The sequence below is a fragment of the Pseudomonas sp. GW821-FHT09H03 genome, assembly GCF_059415945.1.
Genome location: NZ_JBWKOF010000020.1, coordinates 73,485 through 95,014, shown reverse-complemented (window position 1 = coordinate 95,014; position 21,530 = coordinate 73,485). Strand labels below are relative to the sequence as shown.

Sequence of the window (21,530 nt, the reverse complement as noted above, 5' to 3'; positions counted from 1 at the left end):
ATCGCCAGCAAGCCGGCTCCTACAGGTGTCCACACATGACCCAACGCAAACCTTCCCCTCGCCGATTGGGTTAAACTGACCGCCGAGATTCCCCCGGAGGTCCGCATGACTACCCAACGTCACTACTCGCCGATTGACCGTCTTCTGCTGCAAGCCGATGCCGCGATGCGTACCCTGCTGCCCTTCAGTGGCCAGCCATACCGTCCATCGCCTGCCATCGTCCAGCCGGATGCAAAAATGAGCGATGAAGACACCCGCCACGTTGCCGGCCTGATGCGTATCAACCATACCGGCGAAGTCTGCGCCCAGGCGCTGTACCAAGGCCAGGCCCTGACCGCCAGGCTGCCGCAGGTGCGTGCAGCCATGGAGCATGCAGCCGAAGAAGAAATCGATCACCTGGTCTGGTGCGAACAACGCCTCCATCAGTTGGGCAGCCACACCAGCATTCTCAACCCACTGTTCTACGGCATGTCCTTCGGGATTGGAGCGGTTGCGGGGCTGATCAGCGACAAAGTCAGCCTGGGCTTCGTTGCGGCGACTGAAGATCAGGTGTGCAAACACTTGAACGAACACCTGGAGCAACTGCCGGCCGAGGATGAAAAGTCCCGGGCGATTCTTGAGCAGATGCGCATTGACGAAGAACAGCATGCCGAAAGCGCACTGGATGCCGGTGGGTTCCGTTTTCCGGCACCCGTGAAGTTCGGGATGAGCCTGATGGCTAAAGTGATGACCAAGAGTACCTATCGGATCTGATACTTTGGTTTCCCGGGAGGGCCTCTTCGCAGGCAAGCCAACTCCCACAGGGGCCGTATTCAGTGTAATAAAAAAGGCGACTGCCCTGAGGTAGTCGCCTTTTTTGTGCTCGAAGAACCTTAGTTCGGCATGTTGCGCGCGTAGAAGATTTCGAGCATTTCGTGTTTCACCCGCTCGGTCACCTGGGCACGCTGCTCAGACGACAGATTGCTGGTGGCATCGCCGAACAGGTAGTTATCCAGTTCGAAGTTCTTCAGCAGCATTTTGGTGTGGAACAGGTTTTCCTGGTACACGTTCACGTCGGTCATCTGGTACGCGTCGCGGGTGTCTTCGGAGAGGTAGTTCTGGATCGAGTTGATCTCATGATCGATGAAGTGCTTCTTGCCTTCAATGTCACGGGTGAAACCGCGCACACGGTAGTCCACTGTCACGATGTCCGAATCGAACTGGTGAATCAGGAAGTTGAGCGCTTTAAGCGGTGAAATGACCCCGCAGGTCGACACGTCAATGTCCACACGGAAGGTTGCAATACCGTCCACCGGATGGATTTCCGGATAGGTGTGCACCGTGATGTGGCTCTTGTCGAGGTGGGCCAGAATGATCTCGGGCAACGGGCCCGGGGATTCTTCGATCTGACTCTCGGTCGGGGTTACCGGCTCTTCAGAAATCAGGATCGTGACGCTGGCGCCCTGTGGTTCGTAGTCCTGACTGGCAATGTTCAGGATGTTGGCACCAATGATATCGACAACTTCCGTGAGGATCTGCGTCAGGCGTTTCGCGTTGTACTCTTTATTGATGTACTCGACGTAAGCCTGCTGGTCTTGCGGGGTTTCCGCGTAGCAGATGTCATAGATGTTGAAGCTCAAGGTCTTTGTCAGGTTATTGAACCCGTGGAGCTTGAGTTTGCTTTTCACCGTTAAAAACTCTCTATGTGCTTGCGGCCCGGCCGCGTGATCAAGCATGCCCGTCAGATGCGAACAACGCACCTGCGTAGGACGGTTAACACCTCTTCGCGATGGCGATTTTGGTTGTCTGTTCGGGTGCGAGGCCTATCGATTGACCGGCCACTACCCTGAAAAAAGTGGCGCATTATGCAGACGTCAGCTTGGGATCGCCAGAGTCTGCACTGCTTTTATGATAGTTGAATGTCGACTCAGCCAAGCTCGACGATTTCGTAGTCGTGGGTAATCGCCACACCCGCCGCGCCAAGCATGATCGAGGCCGAGCAATACTTTTCTGCGGACAGCTCGATGGCGCGCTTGACCTGGGCCTCTTTCAACCCGCGGCCCTTGACCACGAAGTGCATGTGGATCCTGGTGAAGACCTTGGGATCTTCAGTTGCACGTTCGGCCTCGAGAAAGGCTTCACAGCTTTCCACGGCCTGGCGGGATTTCTTGAGAATGCTGACCACATCGAAATTGCTGCAACCGCCGACACCCAGCAGGAGCATTTCCATCGGCCGGACGCCCAGGTTACGTCCGCCAGCTTCAGGTGGACCGTCCATGACCACGACATGACCGCTACCGGATTCGCCGAGGAACATGGCTTCGCCAGCCCATTGGATGCGTGCCTTCATCGCCAAGACTCCACTGTATAAAAAAGGGTCGCCAGCTTAGCACAGGCCCCGTGATTGGCACTGTTAGCCTTCCTGAGAGATATCCTGCAACGCTGTAGGTAAATGCTCGAATATTGCAGGAAGTGTCTGTTAAGCTGGCGCCAATTCGCTGGCGCATAGCCAGCTTTGGCGCCAGCTTCTGCATTCATAAAAAAGCCAAACACACCGTGCAGCATTTTCGGGATACAACCATGGTTGCTATTACCCCCACCCCCAGGATCAAGAACCTCGACAAGCTGTTGATGCATTGCCAGCGCCGTCGCTATCAGGCCAAGAGCAACATCATTTGTGCTGGCGACCGCTCGGAAACACTGTTCTTCATCATCAAAGGCTCAGTCACCATCCTGATCGAAGATGATGATGGCCGGGAAATGATCATTGCCTATCTCAATGCCGGGGATTTTTTCGGAGAGTTGGGGCTGTTTGAACAGGCAGGCCTGGAGCAGGAGCGCAGCGCATGGGTGCGAGCCAAGATTGAATGTGAAGTTGCCGAAATCAGTTATGCAAAATTCCGCGAACTGTCTGAGCAGGATCCCGACATTCTTTACGTGCTTAGCGGACAAATCGCACAACGCCTGCGTAATACCACGCGCAAAGTTGGCGACCTGGCATTCTTCGACGTGACCGGTCGCGTTGCGCGCTGCCTGCTGGAACTGTGCAAGCAACCCGACGCAATGACCCACCCGGACGGCATGCAGATCAAAGTGACCCGTCAGGAAATCGGGCGGATCGTCGGATGCTCTCGCGAGATGGTCGGCCGCGTGCTCAAGGATCTGGAAGAACGCAACCTGGTGGGCGTCAAGGGCAAGACCATGGTGGTCTTCGGTACGCGCTAGGCGCAGAACATCTGCTTGAGCATCAGCCGGTAGAGCTCGTCGAGACGAGCCAGGCCCCCTGGCGCCGTAAACTTCTCATGCAATGCAATATGGCTTTCAGCGCGCACCCGCTGCTCCAGACCGCAGGCTTCGTTGAAGCGATTGACGGCCGCGACCATTGATTCACGCTCATTGTCGATCAGCATTGCTCCGTGCACCAACCCCACCGGTCGTTGGCCTCCCTGACTCTGACGCCAGCGCTGGGCGGTGCCGACCATCTTGCGCCCGTCCAGGTTGACGTTGAAGCGACCATCACAGAACGCCCCTTCGATTTCACCCAGTGACGACGTGCCGCCCAGCTCATCCAGCAGCTGGCAGATAGGGTCGCACAGACGCCGGTATCCGGACTCGATGCGGTTCAGATCGCCTTCGTTGCGTGGCGGTGCGTAAACCAGCGCGATATTGATCGTCGAGGCCGACTGTGGCACCGGCTCACCGCCAGTTTCGCGCAACAGCACCGGCCAACCCGCTGCCGCTGACACCTCGCACGCGACCTCGAAACCGGGCAGACGACTCAAGCGGCGCGGCATGACCAGTGCGCGATCGCTCGGTTGCCAGAACAACAGGCCAAACTCCGCGTCGCCGGCACAGACCGATGCCAACAGATCCTGTTCGGCCTGCAGGCCGGCTTCGATGGTCATGTTGATCGGCTGGTTCATGGACAACTCCGCAAGGCTTGGATCTTCAGGAATGTTTAAGGGCCCTTTCGCAAGCAAGCCCGCTCCCACATTAGTGGCGCTCTACCGGCAACGCCGATCAAATGTGGGAGCGGGCTTGCTCGCGAAGGTCGCGCCCCGATTTACCGGCAAAAAATCAATCGAGGGTCGAACCGCTGACCGGAACGCCGCGCTCTGGGAAGAACAATCGCTGCAATTCAGTGCCCGGGCTTTCGGCGCGCATGAAGGCTTCGCCGACCAGGAACGCGTAAACATCGCTGATCTCCATCAGCTCGACATCGGCGCGATTGAGAATGCCACTCTCAGTGATGACCAGACGATCGCGCGGGATGCGCGGCAGCAGGTCGAGGGTGGTTTCCAGGCTGACGTCGAACGTGTGCAGGTTGCGGTTGTTCACCCCGACCAGTGGCGTGTCGAGGGTCTTCAAGGCACGCTCCAGCTCGTCGCCATCGTGGACTTCCACCAGTACATCGAGGCCGACGCTTTTGGCCACTGCCGCCAGTTCGGCCATTTTCACGTCATCCAGAGCGGAAACGATCAACAGCACGCAATCGGCGCCCAACGCACGGGCTTCGACGATCTGGTATGGATCGATCATGAAGTCCTTGCGGATCACCGGCAGCTTGCACGCCGCACGGGCCTGTTGCAGATACGCATCGGCGCCCTGGAAGTAATCGATATCGGTAAGCACCGACAGGCAGGTCGCGCCACCCTTCTCGTAGCTTTTGGCGATGTCGGCGGGAATGAAGTTCTCGCGGATCACACCTTTGCTCGGCGAAGCTTTCTTGATTTCCGCGATGACCGCCGGCTGTTTCAGCTTGGCCTGGGCCAGCAATGCGTTGGCAAAACCACGGGGTGCATCGGCCGTCTTGGCCAGACTTTCCAGCTCGGCAAGGCTGACGCGAGCGCTACGCTCGGCGACCTCCTCGACTTTGCGCGCCAGAATGTTTTCCAGAACCGTCGGTACACTCATCCTTCATTCTCCACTTTGAATACCGCGGTAAATGCACCCAGCTCCTCGAGTTTTTCCCGAGCGAGGCCGGTGTGCAGCGCATCGTGCGCCAGGGCAACGCCTTCTTTGAGGCTGCTGGCATGGTCGGCGGCGTACAGCGCGGCACCGGCATTGAGCACGATCATCTCGGCTGCCTTCTGACCGTTTTCGGTCTTGCGCTTGCCCAGGGCATCGCGAATCAATTCCAGGGAAGCCGCCGGGCTTTCCACCGCCAAGCCATGCAGGCTCTGGCTTTTCATGCCCAGGTCTTCCGGCTCGACCCAATACTCGGTGATCTGGCCAGCTTTGAGTTCTGCGACAAAGGTCGGCGCGGCGAGACTGAACTCGTCCAGGCCATCCTTCGAATGCACCACCAACACATGCTTGCTACCCAAACGCTGCAACACTTCAGCCAGTGGCCGGCACAGTGTCTGAGTAAATACGCCGACCACCTGATGTTTCACACCGGCCGGATTCGTAAGCGGGCCGAGCATGTTGAACAGTGTCCGCAACCCCAGTTCACGGCGCGGGCTGGCGGCGTATTTCATCGCGGAGTGATGGGTCTGGGCAAACATGAAACCGATACCAACGTTGTCAATGCAACGCGCTACCTGAACCGGGGTCAGGTTCAGGTAGATACCAGCGGCCTCCAGCAGGTCGGCGCTGCCGCTCTTGCCCGACACCGCACGGTTGCCATGCTTGGCCACGGTGCAACCGGCCGCAGCGACTACGAAAGCCGATGCGGTCGATACGTTGAAAATGTTGGCGCCGTCCCCACCGGTGCCGACTACGTCCACTACACCATCGAGGGTCTTGAGTTCGACTTTGTCCGCCAGTTCGCGCATCACCGATACGGCGCCGACGATCTCGTCGATGCTTTCGCTTTTCATGCGCATGGCCATCATGAATGCGCCGATTTGCGCATCCGAGCATTGCCCGGTCATGATTTCACGCATCACATCGCGCATCTCATCGGTGCTGAGGTCGAGGTGATCGACGATTCGGCTCAGGGCTGTCTTGATATTCATGAAAGGTCCTTAGCGCGTGCCGCCGGTTTGTTTAAGGAAGTTGGCAAACAGTTCGTGGCCCTGTTCGGTGAGGATCGACTCGGGGTGGAACTGCACGCCTTCGATGTTCAATGTCTTGTGGCGCAGGCCCATGATCTCGTCAACCGAACCGTCCTCAAGCTGAGTCCAGGCCGTCAGCTCCAGGCAATCGGGCAGGGTTTCGCGCTTGACGATCAACGAATGGTAGCGGGTCACCGTCAATGGACGATTCAGGCCCTCGAATACGCCCTTGTCCTCGTGAAATACCGGGCTAGTCTTACCGTGCATCACTTGGCGGGCGCGAACCACATCGCCGCCAAAAGCCTGGCCGATGGACTGATGGCCGAGGCAGACACCAAGAATCGGCAGCTTGCCGGCGAAATGCTTGATCGCTTCAATCGAGATCCCGGCTTCGGTCGGGGTGCAAGGACCGGGGGATACTACGATGCGCTCAGGGTTGAGGGCTTCGATTTCAGCGATGGTCAGTTCATCGTTGCGCACAACCTTGACCTGGGAGCCCAGCTCACCGAGGTATTGCACAACGTTGTAGGTAAAAGAGTCGTAGTTATCGATCATCAGCAACATGGCGTTAAGAACCTCTTGAATTCACTGACTTTGAAGATGGCCTTCGAATGATTTACCCGCAGCGCGCTGCGCTTTGGCAGATGCTGGGGTAGCGCCAGCAAAGCGGCATATCAAACAGGTAAAGAAGGCAAAGCGGTACAGGGCCGGCGGGGCCGGCAAAAGAATTCAGGCGCGCCAACGCCAGCGGGCGTGTGCCTTGATGACTTGATCCAGGAGTTTACTGATGATCAACACGGGGAAGGTCTCATTCATACGTCTCGGCACAGTAACTTAGCTGGGCAGAGCGTGCAATATGGCCGGGGCTGCTGCTCGCGAAACTATTAAGGGCTTCGCGACAGATGGCAAAAGGCCCGGAGTTTTTGGTACTGTCGTTTCGTTCACTAAAACAATAAATAAACGGACTTGCTCATGATCAAACAGACGATGTTTGTACCGCTCGCAGGATGCTTGCTCGCAATGGCTTGCGCCCAGGCGAACGCCGCGCCGAATCCCTATACCAACTTCGTCGTCTTCGGCGACAGCCTCAACGACGCAGGGACCTTTGCCGATCCGGGTGGTCCTGCGGGGGCGACGCAACGCTATACCAATCGGACAGGGCCGATCTATCTGGATGGCAGTGGCGAAATCCGCTCGCTCAACTCCACGCAGATCCTCGGTGGGAAACTGGGGTTCTCGCCAGACCAGACGGCGTCATCATCCTCGGCAGTGCGCGCCAGCAATGGCCAGCCCGATGGCAACAACTGGGCCGTCGGCGGTTACCGCACCGATCAGATTCTGGATTCGATCACCAGCACTTCCGCCACCGGCGAGCGCACCCGCGCCGGCTACCTGCCGTCGAACAACTTCCGTGCCGACCCGAATGCGCTGTATTACCTTTCGGGTGGCGGTAACGACTTCCTGCAGGGCCGCGTGACCAGCCTGCCTCAGGCCAGTGCCGCCGCCGGCCGTCTCGCCGACAGTGTGCAGACGCTGCAAACCGCCGGCGCCAAATACGTCATGGTCTGGTTGCTGCCCGATATCGGCTTTACCCCGGCGTTTAACGGCACCCCGTTGCAAGCGTTCACGTCCCAGCTAAGCGCCCAGTTCAACACTGAACTGGTTAGCCGACTGCAAAACATCAATGCCGAAGTCATTCCGCTCAACATTCCGGTACTGCTCAAAGAGACATTCGCCAACCCGGCACAGTTTGGCCTGGCCACCGACCAGAACCTCATCGCCACCTGCTTCAGCGGCAACGGTTGTACCGAGAACGCCCGCTTCGGTATCAATAGCGCCACGCCGGACCCGACCAAGCTGATCTACAACGACTCGGTGCACCCCACCGAAGCCGGGCAACGCCTGATTGCCGATTATGCGTACTCTCTGTTGGCGGCCCCGTGGGAGCTGACGCTGCTGCCACAGATGGCCCAGGGCACCGTGCGTGCGCATCAGGATGAGCTGCGCAATCAGTGGCTGGCCGATTGGGAAAACTGGCAAGGCGTTGGCCAATGGAGAGCCATCGTCGCCGGCGGAGGCCAACATCAGGATTTTGACGGCCAGGACAGCGTGGCAAGCGCCGACGGCAACGGAGCCAACCTGAACATTGGTGGCAGCTACCGCCTTGATGACGCCTGGCGTGTTGGTCTGGTGGCCGGTTTCTACAACCAGGAACTCGAAGCCGGCAACAATGATTCCGACTACAAGCTCAACACTTATCTGGGCACCGCATTCGCCCAGTATCAGCAAAACCGTGTATGGGCAGACGCGGCGTTGACGGCCGGTCATCTGGATTACGACAGCCTCAAGCGCAAGTTCCAGCTAGGCGCCAACGAGCGTGGCGAAAAAGGCGATACCAGTGGCTACGTCGAGGCCTTCAGTGCTCGCCTGGGTTACGACATCGCGCAGCAAGCCAGCAGCCCTTGGCACCTGTCGCCGTTTGTCAGCGCCGACTTCTCCAAGGTAGAAGTCGATGGCTACTCGGAGGACGGCTTTAACTCCACAGCACTGACCTATGCCGATCAGGAGAGTATTTCCCGGCGTCTGGGCATCGGCTTGCAGGGCAAATACCAGATCACGGCACAAACCCAGGTGTTTGGCGAAGTAGCTCACGAGCGTGAGTACAACGACGATACCGAGGACGTGTCCATCAACCTCAATAGCTTGCCGGGTAATCAGTTCACACTGGAAGGCTACGTTCCGCAAACCAGCCTGAACCGGGTGAACCTGGGTGTGAGTCACAACCTCACCAAGGACCTGGCACTGCGCGCCAGCTATAGCATTCGCAAGGATGATGATTTTACCCAGCAAGGCATCAACGTAGGTGTTGCACTGGACTTCTGATTCGCAAGCAATAAAAAACGCGGCGCCTGTGAAGACGCCGCGTTTTTTTATCCGCAGCCCCCCTGTGGGAGCGGGCTTGCTCGCGAAAGCGGTATGTCATTCAGAATCATTGTTGACTGATACACCGCTTTCGCGAGCAAGCCCGCTCCCACAGGTACTACGTGATTTCAGGTGTTCGGGGTTTGTTCGGCCAGGGCCACGGCACGGAACATCGCGCGGCGCTTGTTCAGGGTTTCTTCCCATTCCAGCGCCGGTACCGAGTCGGCGACGATGCCGCCACCAGCCTGTACGTGCAATTCACCGTTCTTGATCACCGCCGTGCGGATCGCAATCGCGGTGTCCATGTTGCCGTTCCACGCGAAGTAACCGACCGCGCCGCCATAAACGCCACGCTTGACCGGTTCCAGCTCGTCGATGATTTCCATCGCGCGAATCTTCGGTGCACCCGACAAGGTGCCCGCCGGCAGAATTGCCCGCAATGCATCCATGGCAGTCAGCCCTGCCTTCAGTTGCCCGGTAACGTTGGACACGATGTGCATCACGTTGGAGTAACGCTCGATAACCATTTTCTCGGTAAGTTTCACCGAACCAATCTCCGACACCCGACCGGTATCGTTACGCCCCAGGTCGATCAGCATCAGGTGCTCGGCGATTTCCTTGTCGTCGGACAGCAGGTCTTTTTCCAGGGCCAGATCGGCTTCTTCGTTGGCGCCACGCGGACGGGTACCGGCAATCGGGCGCACGGTGATCAGGTTGTCTTCGACCCGCACCAGCACTTCCGGCGAACTGCCGACCACGTGGAAGTCGCCGAAGTTGAAGAAGTACATGTAAGGCGTCGGGTTAAAGCAGCGCAGCGCCCGGTACAGGTCGATTGGCGCAGCCTTGAAGTCGATCGACATACGCTGGGACGGCACAACCTGCATGCAGTCTCCAGCCAGGATGTATTCCTTGATGGTGTCGACGGCTTTTTCGTAGTCGCCTTGGGTGAAACTCGAACGGAACACCGGATCAGTCGCTTGTTGCTTGCTGAAATCCAGGCCCCGGCGCGGCGTGATTGGCTGACGGAGCTTTTCCAGCAGCTCTTCAAGGCGTGCACGACCTTGTTCGAAAGCGTCGTCCTGCGCCGGGTCGGCCAGCACGATCGCATGCATTTTGCCGGCGAGGTTATCGAAAACCACCACCGCATCGGAAACCATCAACAGAATGTCCGGTACGCCCAGCGGGTCCGGATTCGGGCATTTGCCCAGACGCTTTTCCACATAACGTACGCAGTCATAACCGAAGTAACCCACCAGACCGCCGTTGAAACGCGGCAGGCCGGGGATGGTCGGCACGTTATAACGGGCCTTGAACGCTTCGACGAAGGTCAACGGGTCTTCGACGTCATGACTTTCGGTTTCGACGCCATCGATGGTCACGCTGACGTGATGATCGTGAACCCGCAGCACGGTACGGCACGGCAGGCCGATGATCGAGTAACGGCCCCACTTCTCTCCGCCCTGCACCGACTCCAGCAGGTAGGAGTTCGGTTCGTCGGCCAGTTTCAGGTAGATCGACAGCGGCGTGTCGAAGTCCGCCAGGGTTTCGCAGGCAAGCGGGATGCGGTTGTAGCCGGCAGCGGCCAAACGCAGGAATTCTTCGCGGATCATGAGGTGCCTCGTGGCTTGAGGGTCTAACAGTCAGGTATGCAAACGTGCCGGACAACCGGCCAGAATCAAGTCAGGCGCGCCAACGCCAGCGGGCCAGGGCCTTCATGACTTTCATCCAGAGCTTGCGAGTGACCACCACGATGGAGTTTCCAGGAGGGGATTGAACAGCGTCGGCCAACGTTATCTCAGCGGCCGGATCCAGGCAACCGGGAATTAGTTTGCGCAGGTCGTCGATCACCATCGCCGGCGACTCTTCGGCGATTGGCCGGCCATGGTTGTAGCCATAGCTCAACCCCACGCACTTGACCCCTGCCGCTTTCGCCGCCAGCACATCGCTGCGCGAATCGCCGACGAACAAGGATTGCGAGGCCGGAATGTTGGCCATTTTCATCACGAAAAACAGCGCGGCCGGGTCCGGTTTTTTCTGTGGCAAAGTGTCGCCACCGATGATCCAGCGGAAATACCGGCCGATCTTCATCTGATCCAGCAGCGGCGCGACGAAACGCTCCGGCTTGTTGGTGATCAGCGCCATCTCGACACCCTGCTTTTTTAGCCACCTGAGGGTTTCGCGCACGCCGGGATAGATCACGGTCAACTCATGGCTCGCGCCATAGGCCTGCATGAACAATTCCAGCGCTTTTTCCGCTTCATGGTTATCGACCGCCGAATGATCGATGCCGCCTGCCAGCGCACGGCGCACCAGCACTGGCGCGCCATTGCCGACCCATTCGCGCACGGCTTCGATGCCGGCCGGCTGGCGGCCAAGTTTGAGCAGCATGTTATCCACAGCCGCCGCCAGGTCCGGGACCGAATCGATCAACGTGCCATCCAGATCGAACATCACCAACCGCGGTAGTTGCCCCGGGAACAGCTGCTCAAAACCACTCATGGGCGAGCCAGCGCCAGTTCGGAACGCATTTTTTCGATGACTTCCTGATAGTTCGGCGCATTGAAGATCGCCGAACCGGCGACGAACGTGTCGGCACCGGCCGCGGCGATTTCACGAATGTTGTTCACGTTCACGCCGCCGTCGATTTCCAGGCGGATGTCACGGCCCGAGGCATCGATCAGCGCCCGCGCTTCACGCAGCTTGTCGAGGGTGCCCGGGATGAACTTCTGCCCGCCGAAGCCAGGGTTGACGCTCATCAGCAGGATCATGTCGACCTTGTCCATCACGTACTTGAGCACGTCCAGCGGGGTCGCCGGATTGAACACCAGGCCCGACTTGCAGCCACCTTCGCGGATCAGTTGCAGGGAACGATCAACGTGCTGCGTGGCTTCCGGGTGGAAGGTAATGTAGGTCGCGCCGGCCTCGATGAAATCGCCGACGATGCGGTCCACCGGGCTGACCATCAGGTGCGCGTCGATCGGCGCGGTCACGCCGTACTTGCGCAGCGCCGAACAGACCATCGGGCCGATGGTCAGGTTTGGCACGTAATGGTTGTCCATGACATCGAAATGCACGAAGTCGGCGCCGGCGGCCAGGACGTTATCCACTTCTTCACCCAGGCGGGCGAAGTCGGCGGAGAGAATCGACGGAGCAATTACGAAGGGCTGCATGACGCACCTTTTCTGAGCAGAATCACGATGGCGCGCATTGTATACCTCATGCTTTGACGCGCGCACCGTGACTGCGATGATTGACCTTTGCCATCAGCCATCAACGGTAAAGGCTCTAGTACGCCGCGCGATAGATTTTCTCGATATCGACGGCACTCAGTTTACGCGGGTTGTTGCGCATCAAGCGCTCGATCCCCGCGGCTTCTACCGCCATGGTCGGGATCGCGTCTTCGGGCACCCCGAAATTGCGCAGGCCCTGAGGAATTTCCACCGCTGCGCACAACTCGGTCATGGCTTGCACGGCTTTATCAGCCGCCTCGCCAGCACTCAGATGAGCGGTTTTCACCCCCATGGCTTCAGCGATATCCTGCATGCGCTCGACACAGGCCATCTTGTTCCAGGTCATGACATAGGGCAGCAGCAGCGCGTTGCTGACGCCATGGGCAATATTGAACCGCCCACCCAGCGGATACGCCAGCGCATGCACCGCACCAACCCCGGCATTACCGAACGCCATGCCGGCCATCAGGCTGGCGGTGGCCATGTCTTCCCGGGCTTGCAGGTTCGACGGATTGGCATAAGCCTTGGGTAATGCCCTGGCGATGAGCTTGATGGCGCCGATGGCCAGGGCGTCGGTAATCGGCGAGGCATTGACCGACAGGTAGGACTCGATGGCGTGGACCAATGCGTCAACACCGCTGGCGGCCGTCACACTGCGCGGACAAGTCATGGTCATTTGCGGACTGACCAGCGCCACGTCGGGCAACAGGTAGTCGCTGACAATCCCCCGCTTCAACTGCGCGACCTTGTCGGAAAGAATCGCGACGTTAGTCACTTCCGAGCCGGTGCCGGCGGTGGTCGGAATGGCGATCAGTGGCGGCCCCTTGCGTGGCACCTGGTCGACGCCGAACAGGTCCTCCAGAGCACCGTGGTAACCGGCATAGGCCGCAACGCTCTTGGCAATGTCGATGGCGCTGCCACCACCCAGACCGATCAACCCGTCATGCCCACCGTCGCGGTAGACCTGCATGCAGTCCTCGACGATGGCGATTTCCGGATCGGGCAGCACCCGGTCGAAAATTTCGTAGGAGCGTTCGCCCAACTGCGCCAAGACCAGTTCGACCGTGCCGGATTTGACAAGGGCGGCATCGGTGACGATCAGCGGGTTGTCGATGTCCAGACGCGTCAACTCTGCGGCCAGCTGCTCGATGGCGCCTGCCCCGGTGATCAGTTTGTGAGCGATTTTGAAAGAGGAAAGACTCATGTGCGCAGCCTCTTATAGGAGTGGGAGCTGGGCACAATAGTAGCTGGGGATTGGGAGTTGTCTGCTATTCAGGTCATGAATGACCGCTCCCCCTGAATACCACAAAACATAACTGTAGGAGCGAGCAGGCTCGCGATGGTCGTAAACGATAACGCGGGAAGTCTGCTTCCCCGTGGTGTTCTTGAGTCCATCGCGAGCAGGCTCACTCCTACAGGTGATCGGTGTGCGGTTTCAGACCTGGGCGGTACGCAGTTTCTCGCTGCGCCCGCGCAACCACTCCAGGGTCAGCAGCAGGATCACCGAGAAGGCAATCAACAGGGTTGCCGCTGCTGCAATGGTCGGGCTGAGGTTTTCGCGGATGCCGCTGAACATCTGCCGTGGCAGCGTCGCTTGCTCGGGACCGGCGAGGAACAGCGTCACCACCACCTCATCGAACGACGTCGCAAAGGCGAATAACGCACCCGAGATCACGCCCGGCGCAATCAGTGGCAAGGTCACCCGACGAAACGCGGTCAGCGGCGAAGCACCGAGGCTCGCAGCGGCGCGCACCAGGTTCTGGTTGAACCCCTGCAAGGTCGCCGACACCGTGATGATCACAAACGGCACGCCCAGCACCGCATGCACCACGATCAGCGAAAAGAAGCTGTTACCCAGCCCCAGCGGTGCGAAGAACAGATAGCTGGCCACACCGATGATCACCACGGGAACCACCATCGGCGAAATCACCAACGCCATCACCAGCGCCTTGCCGGGGAATTCGCCCCGGGTCAGGCCGATGGCCGCCAAGGTGCCAAAGATCATGGCCAGCACCGTCGCCGCCGGGGCGACGATGATGCTGTTTTTCAATGCGCGCATCCATTCCGCCGAGGCGAAGAAGTCGTGGTACCACTGCAGCGAGAAACCTTGCAGCGGATACACCAGGAAACTGCCGGAATTGAACGACAGCGGAATGATCACCAGCACCGGCAGAATCAGGAACAACAGAATCAGGCCGCAGAGAATCCGCAAACTGTAGAACCACGCCCGTTCGATGGGCGACATATAAGGACTCAGCATTTCGTTTCCCCCTTAGCTCAGGCGCAGGCGACTGGCGCCCACCAGCCAGCTGTAAATCAGATAAAGCACGACGGTCGCCAGTAGCAGTAGCCCGCCGAGTGCGGTCGCCATGCCCCAGTTGATGCTGGTGTTGGTGTAGAAGGCGACGAAGTAACTGACCATTTGATCGTTCGGGCTGCCCAGCAACGCCGGGGTGATGTAGTAGCCGATGGCGAGGATGAACACCAACAGGCAACCGGCGCCGACACCGGCGTAGGTCTGCGGGAAATACACCCGCCAGAAACTGGCGAACGGATGACAGCCCAGGGAAATCGCTGCACGCATGTAGGTCGGCGAGATGCCTTTCATCACGCTGTAGATCGGCAGGATCATGAACGGCAGCAGAATATGTACCATCGAGATGTAGACACCCACACGGTTGAATACCAACTCGATCGGTTTGTCGATGATGCCCATGGCCATCAGGCCGCTGTTGATCAGGCCACCCGATTGCAGCAATACAATCCAGGCTGCGACCCGTACCAGAATCGACGTCCAGAACGGCAACAGCACCAGAATCATCAGCAGGTTGCTTTGCCGCGATGGCAGGTTGGCCAGCAGGTAAGCCAGGGGATACGCCAGCACCAGGCAGATTACGGTGATGACCAGACCCATCCAGAACGTGCGGGCAAAAATGTCGAGGTAGATCGCCTGGTCCGGGGTGGCCGGGGCGATTTCGCCGAGGTCGTCGATGCGATGATCGACGGCAGCCAGCAGATAATACGGGGTGATGCTGCTGGTGTTGCGGCGCACCGCTTGCCAGTACGCCGGATCGCCCCAGCGCTCGTCGAGACCTTCCAGCGCTTCCTTATAGGAGGCCGGTTCAGTGGCCAGCGGCAAGGCGCGGGCGGTTTTGGTCAGCAGGCTGCGGTAGCCGGCCAGTTCCATGTTCAGGCGTTTGGACAAGTCGCCCAGGGTTTGATTCTTGCGGGCTTCGGCGAGGTCTTCGGCGGCCGCTTTGTAAACCGGTTCAGCGGGCAGCCCGCGACCGTCCCAACTGGCGATGGCCGTCACGGTGCGCGGCATGCCGCCGACCACTTCCGGGTTGCCCACGCTTTTATAGAGCAGCGCCGCTATCGGCACCAGGAACACCAGCAACAGGAACAGCACCAATGGCGCAATCAAGGCCTGGGCCTTCCAGCGGTTGACCCGCTCGGCGTGCTTGAGCCGCTGCTTCAAGGTGGGGTCAGTGCCCGCGTTCGCGGGAACGGCGATAGCCATGGCGTACTCCGGAAATCTTTGATCAATCAATAATGAGGGAGAGAACTTGTGGCGAGGGGGCTTGCCGGAATGCCGCATCACCCCGTCCGGCGGCCGTCTTGAAACCATCGCACTCGGTGTATCTGATACACCGTGATTTCAGGTATTGGGACCGCTTCGCGGCCCAACGGGGTGATGCGGCATTTCGACAAGCCCCTCGCCACAGAGGTCCGCGCTCACAGGAGCGCGAGCCCTCTAGTTACTTAGCGGCCCAGGAGTTGAAGCGCTGTTCCAGTTGCTCGCCGTTGTCAGCCCAGAAGCTGACGTCGATCTGCACCTGGTTGGCGATGTTTTCCGGGGTGGTCGGCATGTCCTTCAGGATATCCTTGGACAGCAGCGGTACCGCCTGGATGTTGGCCGGGCCGTAGGCGATGTTTTCCGAATAGGTCTTCTGCTGCTGTGGCTGTACCGAGAAGGCGATGAATTTCTTCGCCGCTTCCGCCCGCGCCTTGTCCAGACCTTTTGGAATAGCCCATGCGTCGAAGTCGTAGATGCCGCCGTTCCAAACGACCTTCAGGTTGCTTTCTTTCTGCACTGCGGCGATCCGGCCGTTGTAGGCCGAACTCATGACCACGTCACCGGAAGCGAGGTATTGCGGCGGCTGTGCACCGGCTTCCCACCACTGGATACTCGGCTTGAGTTCATCGAGCTTCTTGAACGCACGATCCTGACCATCCTTGCTGGCCAGCACTTTGTAGACGTCTTTGGGCGCAACGCCGTCGGCCATCAGGGCGAATTCCAGGGTGTACTTGGCGCCCTTGCGCAGGCCGCGCTTGCCCGGGAACTGCTTGGTGTCCCAGAAATCCACCCAACTGGTCGGAGCGGTTTTCAGCTTGTCAGCGTTATAGGCCAACACCGTCGACCACACGAAGAAACCCACGCCGCAAGGCTGGATGGCGCCTTTGACGTAGTCTTCATTCTTGCCGAACAGCGCAGGATCCAGGGGCTCGAACATGTCTTCGTCGCAACCACGGGACAGCTCTGGCGACTCTACTTCCACCAGATCCCAGGAAACACTCTTGGTGTCGACCATGGCTTTGACCTTGGCCATTTCACCGTTGTACTCGCCGGCGACGATCTTGCCGTTACCTGCCGCTTCCCACGGTGCGTAGAAGGCCTTGACCTGCGCCGCCTTGTTCGCCCCGCCAAAGGACACCACGGTCAGGTCCGGGCCAGCCGCCATCGCGCCCGCTGCGCCCATCATGCCCAGTGCCAAAGCGGTGAATTTCAGGGATCTCAACATTTATTGTTCTCTCCACGTGCAGGGTTGGTGTTGTTGAAGCCGGGGGGCGATCAATGCGCCTCTAGAAGCGGATCGAGCGCGCGAACGTGTTCGACCTGCCAGCCAAGCGGTACCACGTCACCGACCGCGAGCGTTGGATCGAGCTCGGCAATCGGTTGTTTCACGAAGAAATCGGTCTTGCCGCAGACTTCCAGGCGCACCCGGACGTGGTCGCCCAGATAGATGAATTCCGCCACCCTTCCCGAGAAGCGGTTGACGCACGACTCGCTGGAACCATTGAGGCTCACGCGTTCCGGGCGAATCGACAAGGTGACAGGTTCGCCGGTCCGGCCGACGTTGACCGCCAGGGCTTCAACCTTTTCACCACGACCGAGTTCCACGATGCAGCGGTCGCCGGCCTGGCTATGCAAACGGCCATTGAGACGGTTGTTCTCGCCGATGAAGTTGGCCACGAAGGTGTTTTTCGGCTCCTCGTAGAGCGTGCGCGGCGGCGCGATCTGCTGGATCTCGCCTTGATGAAACACCGCCACACGGTCCGACATGGTCAGGGCTTCGCCCTGGTCGTGGGTCACGTAGACCACGGTCACACCGAGGCGCTGGTGCAGGTGCTTGATTTCCATCTGCATGTGTTCGCGCAATTGCTTGTCGAGGGCGCCGAGGGGTTCGTCCATCAATACCAGCTGGGGTTCGAACACCAGCGCCCGGGCCAGAGCCACACGCTGTTGCTGGCCGCCGGACAGTTGCGCCGGGTAGCGCTGGGCGAAGGCATCGAGCTGCACCATGCTCAGGACCCGCTTGACCCGGTCACTGACGTCACTCTTGTTCATGCCGCGCACGGTCAGGGGGAACGCCAGGTTCTCGGACACCGTCATGTGCGGGAACAACGCATAGTTCTGGAACACCATGCCGATGTCGCGTTTATGCGGCGGTACGTTATTGATCGCGCGTCCTGCCAGGAGGATTTCACCGGCCGTCGGCGTTTCGAAACCGGCAAGCATCATCAGGCTGGTGGTCTTGCCGGAGCCGGACGGCCCGAGCAAGGTGAGGAATTCGCCTTTGCGAATGTCCAGGTTGAGGTCTTTGACGATCAGGTTCTCGCCGTCGTAGCTTTTCTGCACTCCACGAAAGCTGACCAGAACATCATTGGCCCCTGCGCTTGAATCGACCTGGCTCATACCCACACCTTTGTTGTTGATGACTGCTGTGCGGTTAAGCCTAGTGGACACTGGGGACCACGCAAATCGGGGCGCAAGAGAGATTCGCCTCAGCCGGATGGAAGGCCGGGGGTAGGGATTGCCCTACAAGGATGGCGCGTTTTGGCAAACGCAGGGACAAGTTGTCAGCTGCAAGCCACGAGCAACGGCAAAAGCGCAGTCAGGGCGTGTCGTAAATGGGTATGCCATCCCCAGAACTGTGGGAGCGGGCTTGCTCGCGAAGGCGCAGTGCCAGTCGACACATCTGCTGCTGACACTCCGCCTTCGCGAGCAAGCCCGCTCCCACATGGGGGACAATGGTGTTCTTCAGAGCAGTTTGTGTTCCATAGCGTACTTCACCAACTCCGCAAGGGAGGTGATGTTGAGCTTCTGCATCAAGCGCGCTTTGTGGGTGCTGATGGTCTTGCTGCTCAACGCCAGTTGCTGGGCGATGTCGTTGACGTTGGCACCCTGGGCCAGGCGCTCGAATACCGAAAACTCACGCTCCGAAAGCAAGGAATGCAACGGTCGCGAATCGGTCAGGCCGACCTCGAAAACCATGCGGTCAGCCAGGTCCGGGTCAATGTAGCGCCCACCGGCTGCGACTTTACGGATGGCCGTCAGCAACAGAGCGGGGTCGCTATCCTTGGTCGCATAACCGGCGGCCCCGACCTTCAACGCCCGTGCGGCCATTTGCGCTTCGTCGTGCATCGATAGCACCAGGATCGCCGGCGGATTGTTGAGCGCACGAATCCGCGGAATCGCCTCCAGACCGTTTACACCCGGCATGGAGATATCCAGCAGCACCACTTCGCAGGGCACATGACGCAAGGTCTCGAGCAACTGCTCGCCATTGCTCGCCTCCCCCACCACCAGCAAGTCCTTGGCCAGGCCGATCAATTGCTTGATGCCTTCACGGACAATGGTGTGGTCTTCGGCTACCAGTACACGGATCACTTGTTTCTCCTCGTTAATGCGTTGATGCCGAAGGCAGGGATCTTTTATCAATCCAGCGGCACTCGAACACTCAGGGTCGTGCCCTCCCCCGGCTCACTCTCAAGCGACAACGCTCCACCCATAATCAACACCCGCTCGCGCATTCCCACCACGCCGAAAGATGTCGGCCTGTCGGTAGTAGGGATAAATCCTACGCCATCATCGCTGACCGTCAGGCACAACTCGTCGTCTTCCAGCGCCAGTGTCAGCTCAACAGTATGCGCCTGGGCATGGCGCATGACATTGGTCAGCGCTTCCTGAAGGATGCGGAACAAGCCGATCGCCTTGGCATCGCTGAGCTGCGGCAAATTGTCCGGCACCTGCACCAGACACGGAATCTGCGTACGCGCTTCGAAACGCCGGGCTTGCCATTCAATGGCCGAAGCGATCCCGGCATCGAGAATCGGCGGGCGCAACGCCGTCGCCACATCGCGGACCAATTGAAACAGTTGGGCAATCAGGCGCTTCATGCTGGTCAGGCGCTCATTCAGGCCCGGGTCAAGCTGCGCGTAGGCCAGTTCGCACATGGACGTTTCCAGCTTGAGTACGGTCAACATCTGACCCAGTTCGTCGTGAACTTCCCGGGCGATACGCGCTTTTTCTTCTTCCCGAACGCTCTCCAGATGCGCGGACAACTCACGCAATTGTTCACGGGAACTGGCCAGCTCGAGTTCGATACGCTTGCTCTCGCTGATATCCCAGACAATGCCATCCCAGACATAGGCGCCGTCTTCAAGCCGGCGGGTAATGGCCTTGATTTCCGCCCAGCGCTGATCGCCCTGACGCGTCAGGATACGCCCCTGCCATGACCAATCGCTGTCGGTGTCCAGCGCATGATCCTGGGTCTGGTGATAGCCCGCCCTGTCATCCGGATGCACCAGGCTGCGCAGGCCTTTGTCGCGGTGAGCCAAAGTGGCAGGGGAGTAACCGACCAGCGTTTCGCTGCCTTCACTGATGTAGGCAAAGTCGATCTGCCCTGTCACCGGTGCCCGCTCAAGCCTGAAGACCAGCCCGGGAACGTTGGCGGCGATGCCTTGCAGTCGCGCCTCGCTTTCCTGCAACGCAGCCAGGGCGCGACGGCGCTCGGTCACATCGGTGAGGTAGACCACCAGATACTCGCCATCACGAAAACGTAAAAAGCTCAATGAAACATCAACGGGCAGGATACTGCCATCAGCCCGCACACAGCTGGTCTCGAAACTTTGCGGGCCTTCGTCGCTGGCTCGGGCCCGCCGCCACAGGTTCAGCCAGCGGTCCATATGCAGGCCAGGCTCAAAGTCGATCAAGGGCCGCTCGATGATCCCCCCGGGCGGGTACCCGAGCATGTTTTCCGCCGCGCGGTTGGCGTAGCGCACATGGCTGTCCCAATTGACCCAGAGAATGCCGACAGTGCTCTGGTCGATGGAAAACTGCGTGAGGCGCAGCGCCTCCTCGCTGGCAGTACGCAGGGCAATGTCTGCCTGCGCCGCGGATAGACGTTGCTCCAGGCTATGTTGCTGGCGACGCTGCCAGTACACGATGGCCATGCAACTCAGCGCCAGCACCGCCAGCAGCAGGCATAGGTTTTGCCAGAACCCCCGCGACTCGGTCAGCCGCGGATACTTGGGCTGCAGCCATTGGTTGTGCAACTGCTCCAGGTCTTTGGCCGGGATCGCCCGTAGCGCACTTTCGACAATCGCCGCCAACTCCGGCTTGTCGCGGCGCGTGGCCACCCGTAGCAATTGCGGCAAGCCAATATCCCCTACCACCACCAGCCCGGCGAATTCCGGCTCGACGGCCAGACGACCCAGTTGCGCCTCGTCGACCACCGCGTAGGCTGCCTGCTGACTCAACAACAACTGCAATGCCTGGCGCTCGATCGGCACGCCCTGCAAATTCAAGTGCGGATAGGTGTTGCGCAGGTAATCGGCCGTAGCGCCGGGCATGCGTACGGCAACGCGGGTCTGGCTATCGAGCTTTTCCAGCTCCACAGCGCCGGTGCTTTTGCGCTCACTGACCACCAGTTGCGGCACCCGCATGTAGGGGTCGGAAAACTGCCAGAGGCGCAGACCGCCGGGCGTTTGCGTCAGTCCCGGGGCGATATCGATTTCACCCTCTCGGGCCGCTTTCTCTAGCTGCTCAAGGTCAGGAAAATTACGCCAGCTCAGTTCGACCTTGAGGCTCTTGGCCAGCCACTTCATCAGTTCGACGTTGATCCCGGAGAGCAGTTGCAGGCGGCGATCGTATTGCGCATAGGGCGCCTGCAATACCACACCGACCCGCAATTCACCTTGCTGCGCCAGCCATTGCTGCTGCATTGGCGACAATTGCACCGTGTGCGTCGGGGGCGCAGATGCCGCCCAGCCCATCAAGGGAAACCACAAACAGCCGATAACCCACAGGCAGCGAAAACGCATCATTGAAATCCCG

Annotated in this window: 19 protein-coding genes; 3 read left to right on the top strand and 16 right to left on the bottom strand. The window is 59.4% G+C overall.

All coding sequences use genetic code 11. The annotated features are described in order from the left end of the window. Positions 1-105: 105 nt before the first annotated feature. Positions 106-753 carry a 2-polyprenyl-3-methyl-6-methoxy-1,4-benzoquinone monooxygenase gene (gene coq7 / locus AC07OG_RS23710; protein ID WP_060541607.1) on the top strand — a complete coding sequence of 216 codons (648 nt, stop codon included), beginning with the start codon at positions 106-108 and terminating at the stop codon, positions 751-753. 119 nt (positions 754-872) lie between these two features. On the opposite strand, the gene speD is transcribed toward coq7, so the two are convergent. Both speD and AC07OG_RS23700 read right to left on the bottom strand, forming a co-directional pair. Beyond that, complete coding sequence (speD, locus tag AC07OG_RS23705; protein WP_060541608.1) at positions 873-1,667, bottom strand: adenosylmethionine decarboxylase; 795 nt, start codon at positions 1,665-1,667, stop codon at positions 873-875. Positions 1,668-1,906: 239 nt separating this feature from the next. Continuing rightward, positions 1,907-2,329 carry an OsmC family protein gene (locus AC07OG_RS23700; RefSeq protein ID WP_060541609.1) on the bottom strand — a complete coding sequence of 141 codons (423 nt, stop codon included), beginning with the start codon at positions 2,327-2,329 and terminating at the stop codon, positions 1,907-1,909. Positions 2,330-2,559: 230 nt separating this feature from the next. On the opposite strand from AC07OG_RS23700, the gene crp reads away from it, so the two are divergent. Then, complete coding sequence (gene crp / locus AC07OG_RS23695; RefSeq protein WP_218423750.1) at positions 2,560-3,204, top strand: cAMP-activated global transcriptional regulator CRP; 645 nt, start codon at positions 2,560-2,562, stop codon at positions 3,202-3,204. Here the strand turns inward: crp and AC07OG_RS23690 are convergent. The 4 genes from AC07OG_RS23690 to AC07OG_RS23675 form a co-directional block, all read right to left on the bottom strand. Beyond that, a complete protein-coding gene (locus tag AC07OG_RS23690; protein WP_495068243.1) occupies positions 3,201-3,902 on the bottom strand; it encodes a lipoate--protein ligase family protein in 702 nt (233 codons plus the stop codon). The two genes, crp and AC07OG_RS23690, sit on opposite strands and share 4 nt — an antisense overlap. A gap of 154 nt (positions 3,903-4,056) precedes the next feature. Continuing rightward, positions 4,057-4,893 (bottom strand): indole-3-glycerol phosphate synthase TrpC, encoded by an 837-nt coding sequence (gene trpC, locus AC07OG_RS23685; protein ID WP_218423748.1) that lies wholly within the window; start codon positions 4,891-4,893, stop codon positions 4,057-4,059. Next, on the bottom strand, positions 4,890-5,939 hold the full coding sequence (trpD, locus tag AC07OG_RS23680; protein WP_495068242.1) for an anthranilate phosphoribosyltransferase: 1,050 nt from the start codon (positions 5,937-5,939) through the stop codon (positions 4,890-4,892). The genes trpC and trpD overlap by 4 nt, the downstream gene beginning before the upstream one ends. Positions 5,940-5,948: 9 nt before the next feature. After that, complete coding sequence (locus AC07OG_RS23675; protein WP_007906885.1) at positions 5,949-6,542, bottom strand: aminodeoxychorismate/anthranilate synthase component II; 594 nt, start codon at positions 6,540-6,542, stop codon at positions 5,949-5,951. Between the two features lie 408 nt (positions 6,543-6,950). Here AC07OG_RS23675 and estP point away from each other — a divergent pair, with 408 nt between their 5' ends. Further along, on the top strand, positions 6,951-8,861 hold the full coding sequence (gene estP / locus AC07OG_RS23670; protein ID WP_060541613.1) for an esterase EstP: 1,911 nt from the start codon (positions 6,951-6,953) through the stop codon (positions 8,859-8,861). Positions 8,862-9,028: 167 nt separating this feature from the next. Here the strand turns inward: estP and trpE are convergent, their stop codons facing one another. From trpE to AC07OG_RS23620, 10 genes are all read right to left on the bottom strand, one after another. Continuing rightward, on the bottom strand, positions 9,029-10,510 hold the full coding sequence (gene trpE / locus AC07OG_RS23665; RefSeq protein WP_495068241.1) for an anthranilate synthase component I: 1,482 nt from the start codon (positions 10,508-10,510) through the stop codon (positions 9,029-9,031). 70 nt (positions 10,511-10,580) lie between these two features. Further along, positions 10,581-11,399, bottom strand: coding sequence for a phosphoglycolate phosphatase (locus AC07OG_RS23660; RefSeq protein WP_495068240.1), 819 nt, complete (start codon positions 11,397-11,399; stop codon positions 10,581-10,583). Further along, the gene (gene rpe / locus AC07OG_RS23655) at positions 11,396-12,070 is read right to left on the bottom strand and encodes a ribulose-phosphate 3-epimerase (RefSeq protein ID WP_008061583.1); all 675 of its coding nucleotides are present in this window, start codon (positions 12,068-12,070) and stop codon (positions 11,396-11,398) included. The genes AC07OG_RS23660 and rpe overlap by 4 nt, the downstream gene beginning before the upstream one ends. A gap of 115 nt (positions 12,071-12,185) precedes the next feature. After that, positions 12,186-13,334 carry an iron-containing alcohol dehydrogenase gene (locus AC07OG_RS23650; protein ID WP_495068239.1) on the bottom strand — a complete coding sequence of 383 codons (1,149 nt, stop codon included), beginning with the start codon at positions 13,332-13,334 and terminating at the stop codon, positions 12,186-12,188. 231 nt (positions 13,335-13,565) lie between these two features. After that, on the bottom strand, positions 13,566-14,390 hold the full coding sequence (locus AC07OG_RS23645; protein WP_218423745.1) for an ABC transporter permease: 825 nt from the start codon (positions 14,388-14,390) through the stop codon (positions 13,566-13,568). A gap of 12 nt (positions 14,391-14,402) precedes the next feature. Further along, the gene (locus AC07OG_RS23640; RefSeq protein WP_060541619.1) at positions 14,403-15,650 is read right to left on the bottom strand and encodes an ABC transporter permease; all 1,248 of its coding nucleotides are present in this window, start codon (positions 15,648-15,650) and stop codon (positions 14,403-14,405) included. 238 nt (positions 15,651-15,888) lie between these two features. Further along, positions 15,889-16,932, bottom strand: a complete 1,044-nt coding sequence (locus AC07OG_RS23635; RefSeq protein WP_060541620.1) for an ABC transporter substrate-binding protein — start codon at positions 16,930-16,932, stop codon at positions 15,889-15,891. A gap of 50 nt (positions 16,933-16,982) precedes the next feature. Continuing rightward, complete coding sequence (locus AC07OG_RS23630; RefSeq protein ID WP_060541621.1) at positions 16,983-18,107, bottom strand: ABC transporter ATP-binding protein; 1,125 nt, start codon at positions 18,105-18,107, stop codon at positions 16,983-16,985. Positions 18,108-18,452: 345 nt separating this feature from the next. Beyond that, a complete protein-coding gene (locus AC07OG_RS23625; RefSeq protein ID WP_003210977.1) occupies positions 18,453-19,082 on the bottom strand; it encodes a response regulator in 630 nt (209 codons plus the stop codon). A gap of 47 nt (positions 19,083-19,129) precedes the next feature. Continuing rightward, positions 19,130-21,520, bottom strand: coding sequence for a PAS domain-containing sensor histidine kinase (locus AC07OG_RS23620; protein ID WP_495068238.1), 2,391 nt, complete (start codon positions 21,518-21,520; stop codon positions 19,130-19,132). Positions 21,521-21,530 lie beyond the last annotated feature (10 nt).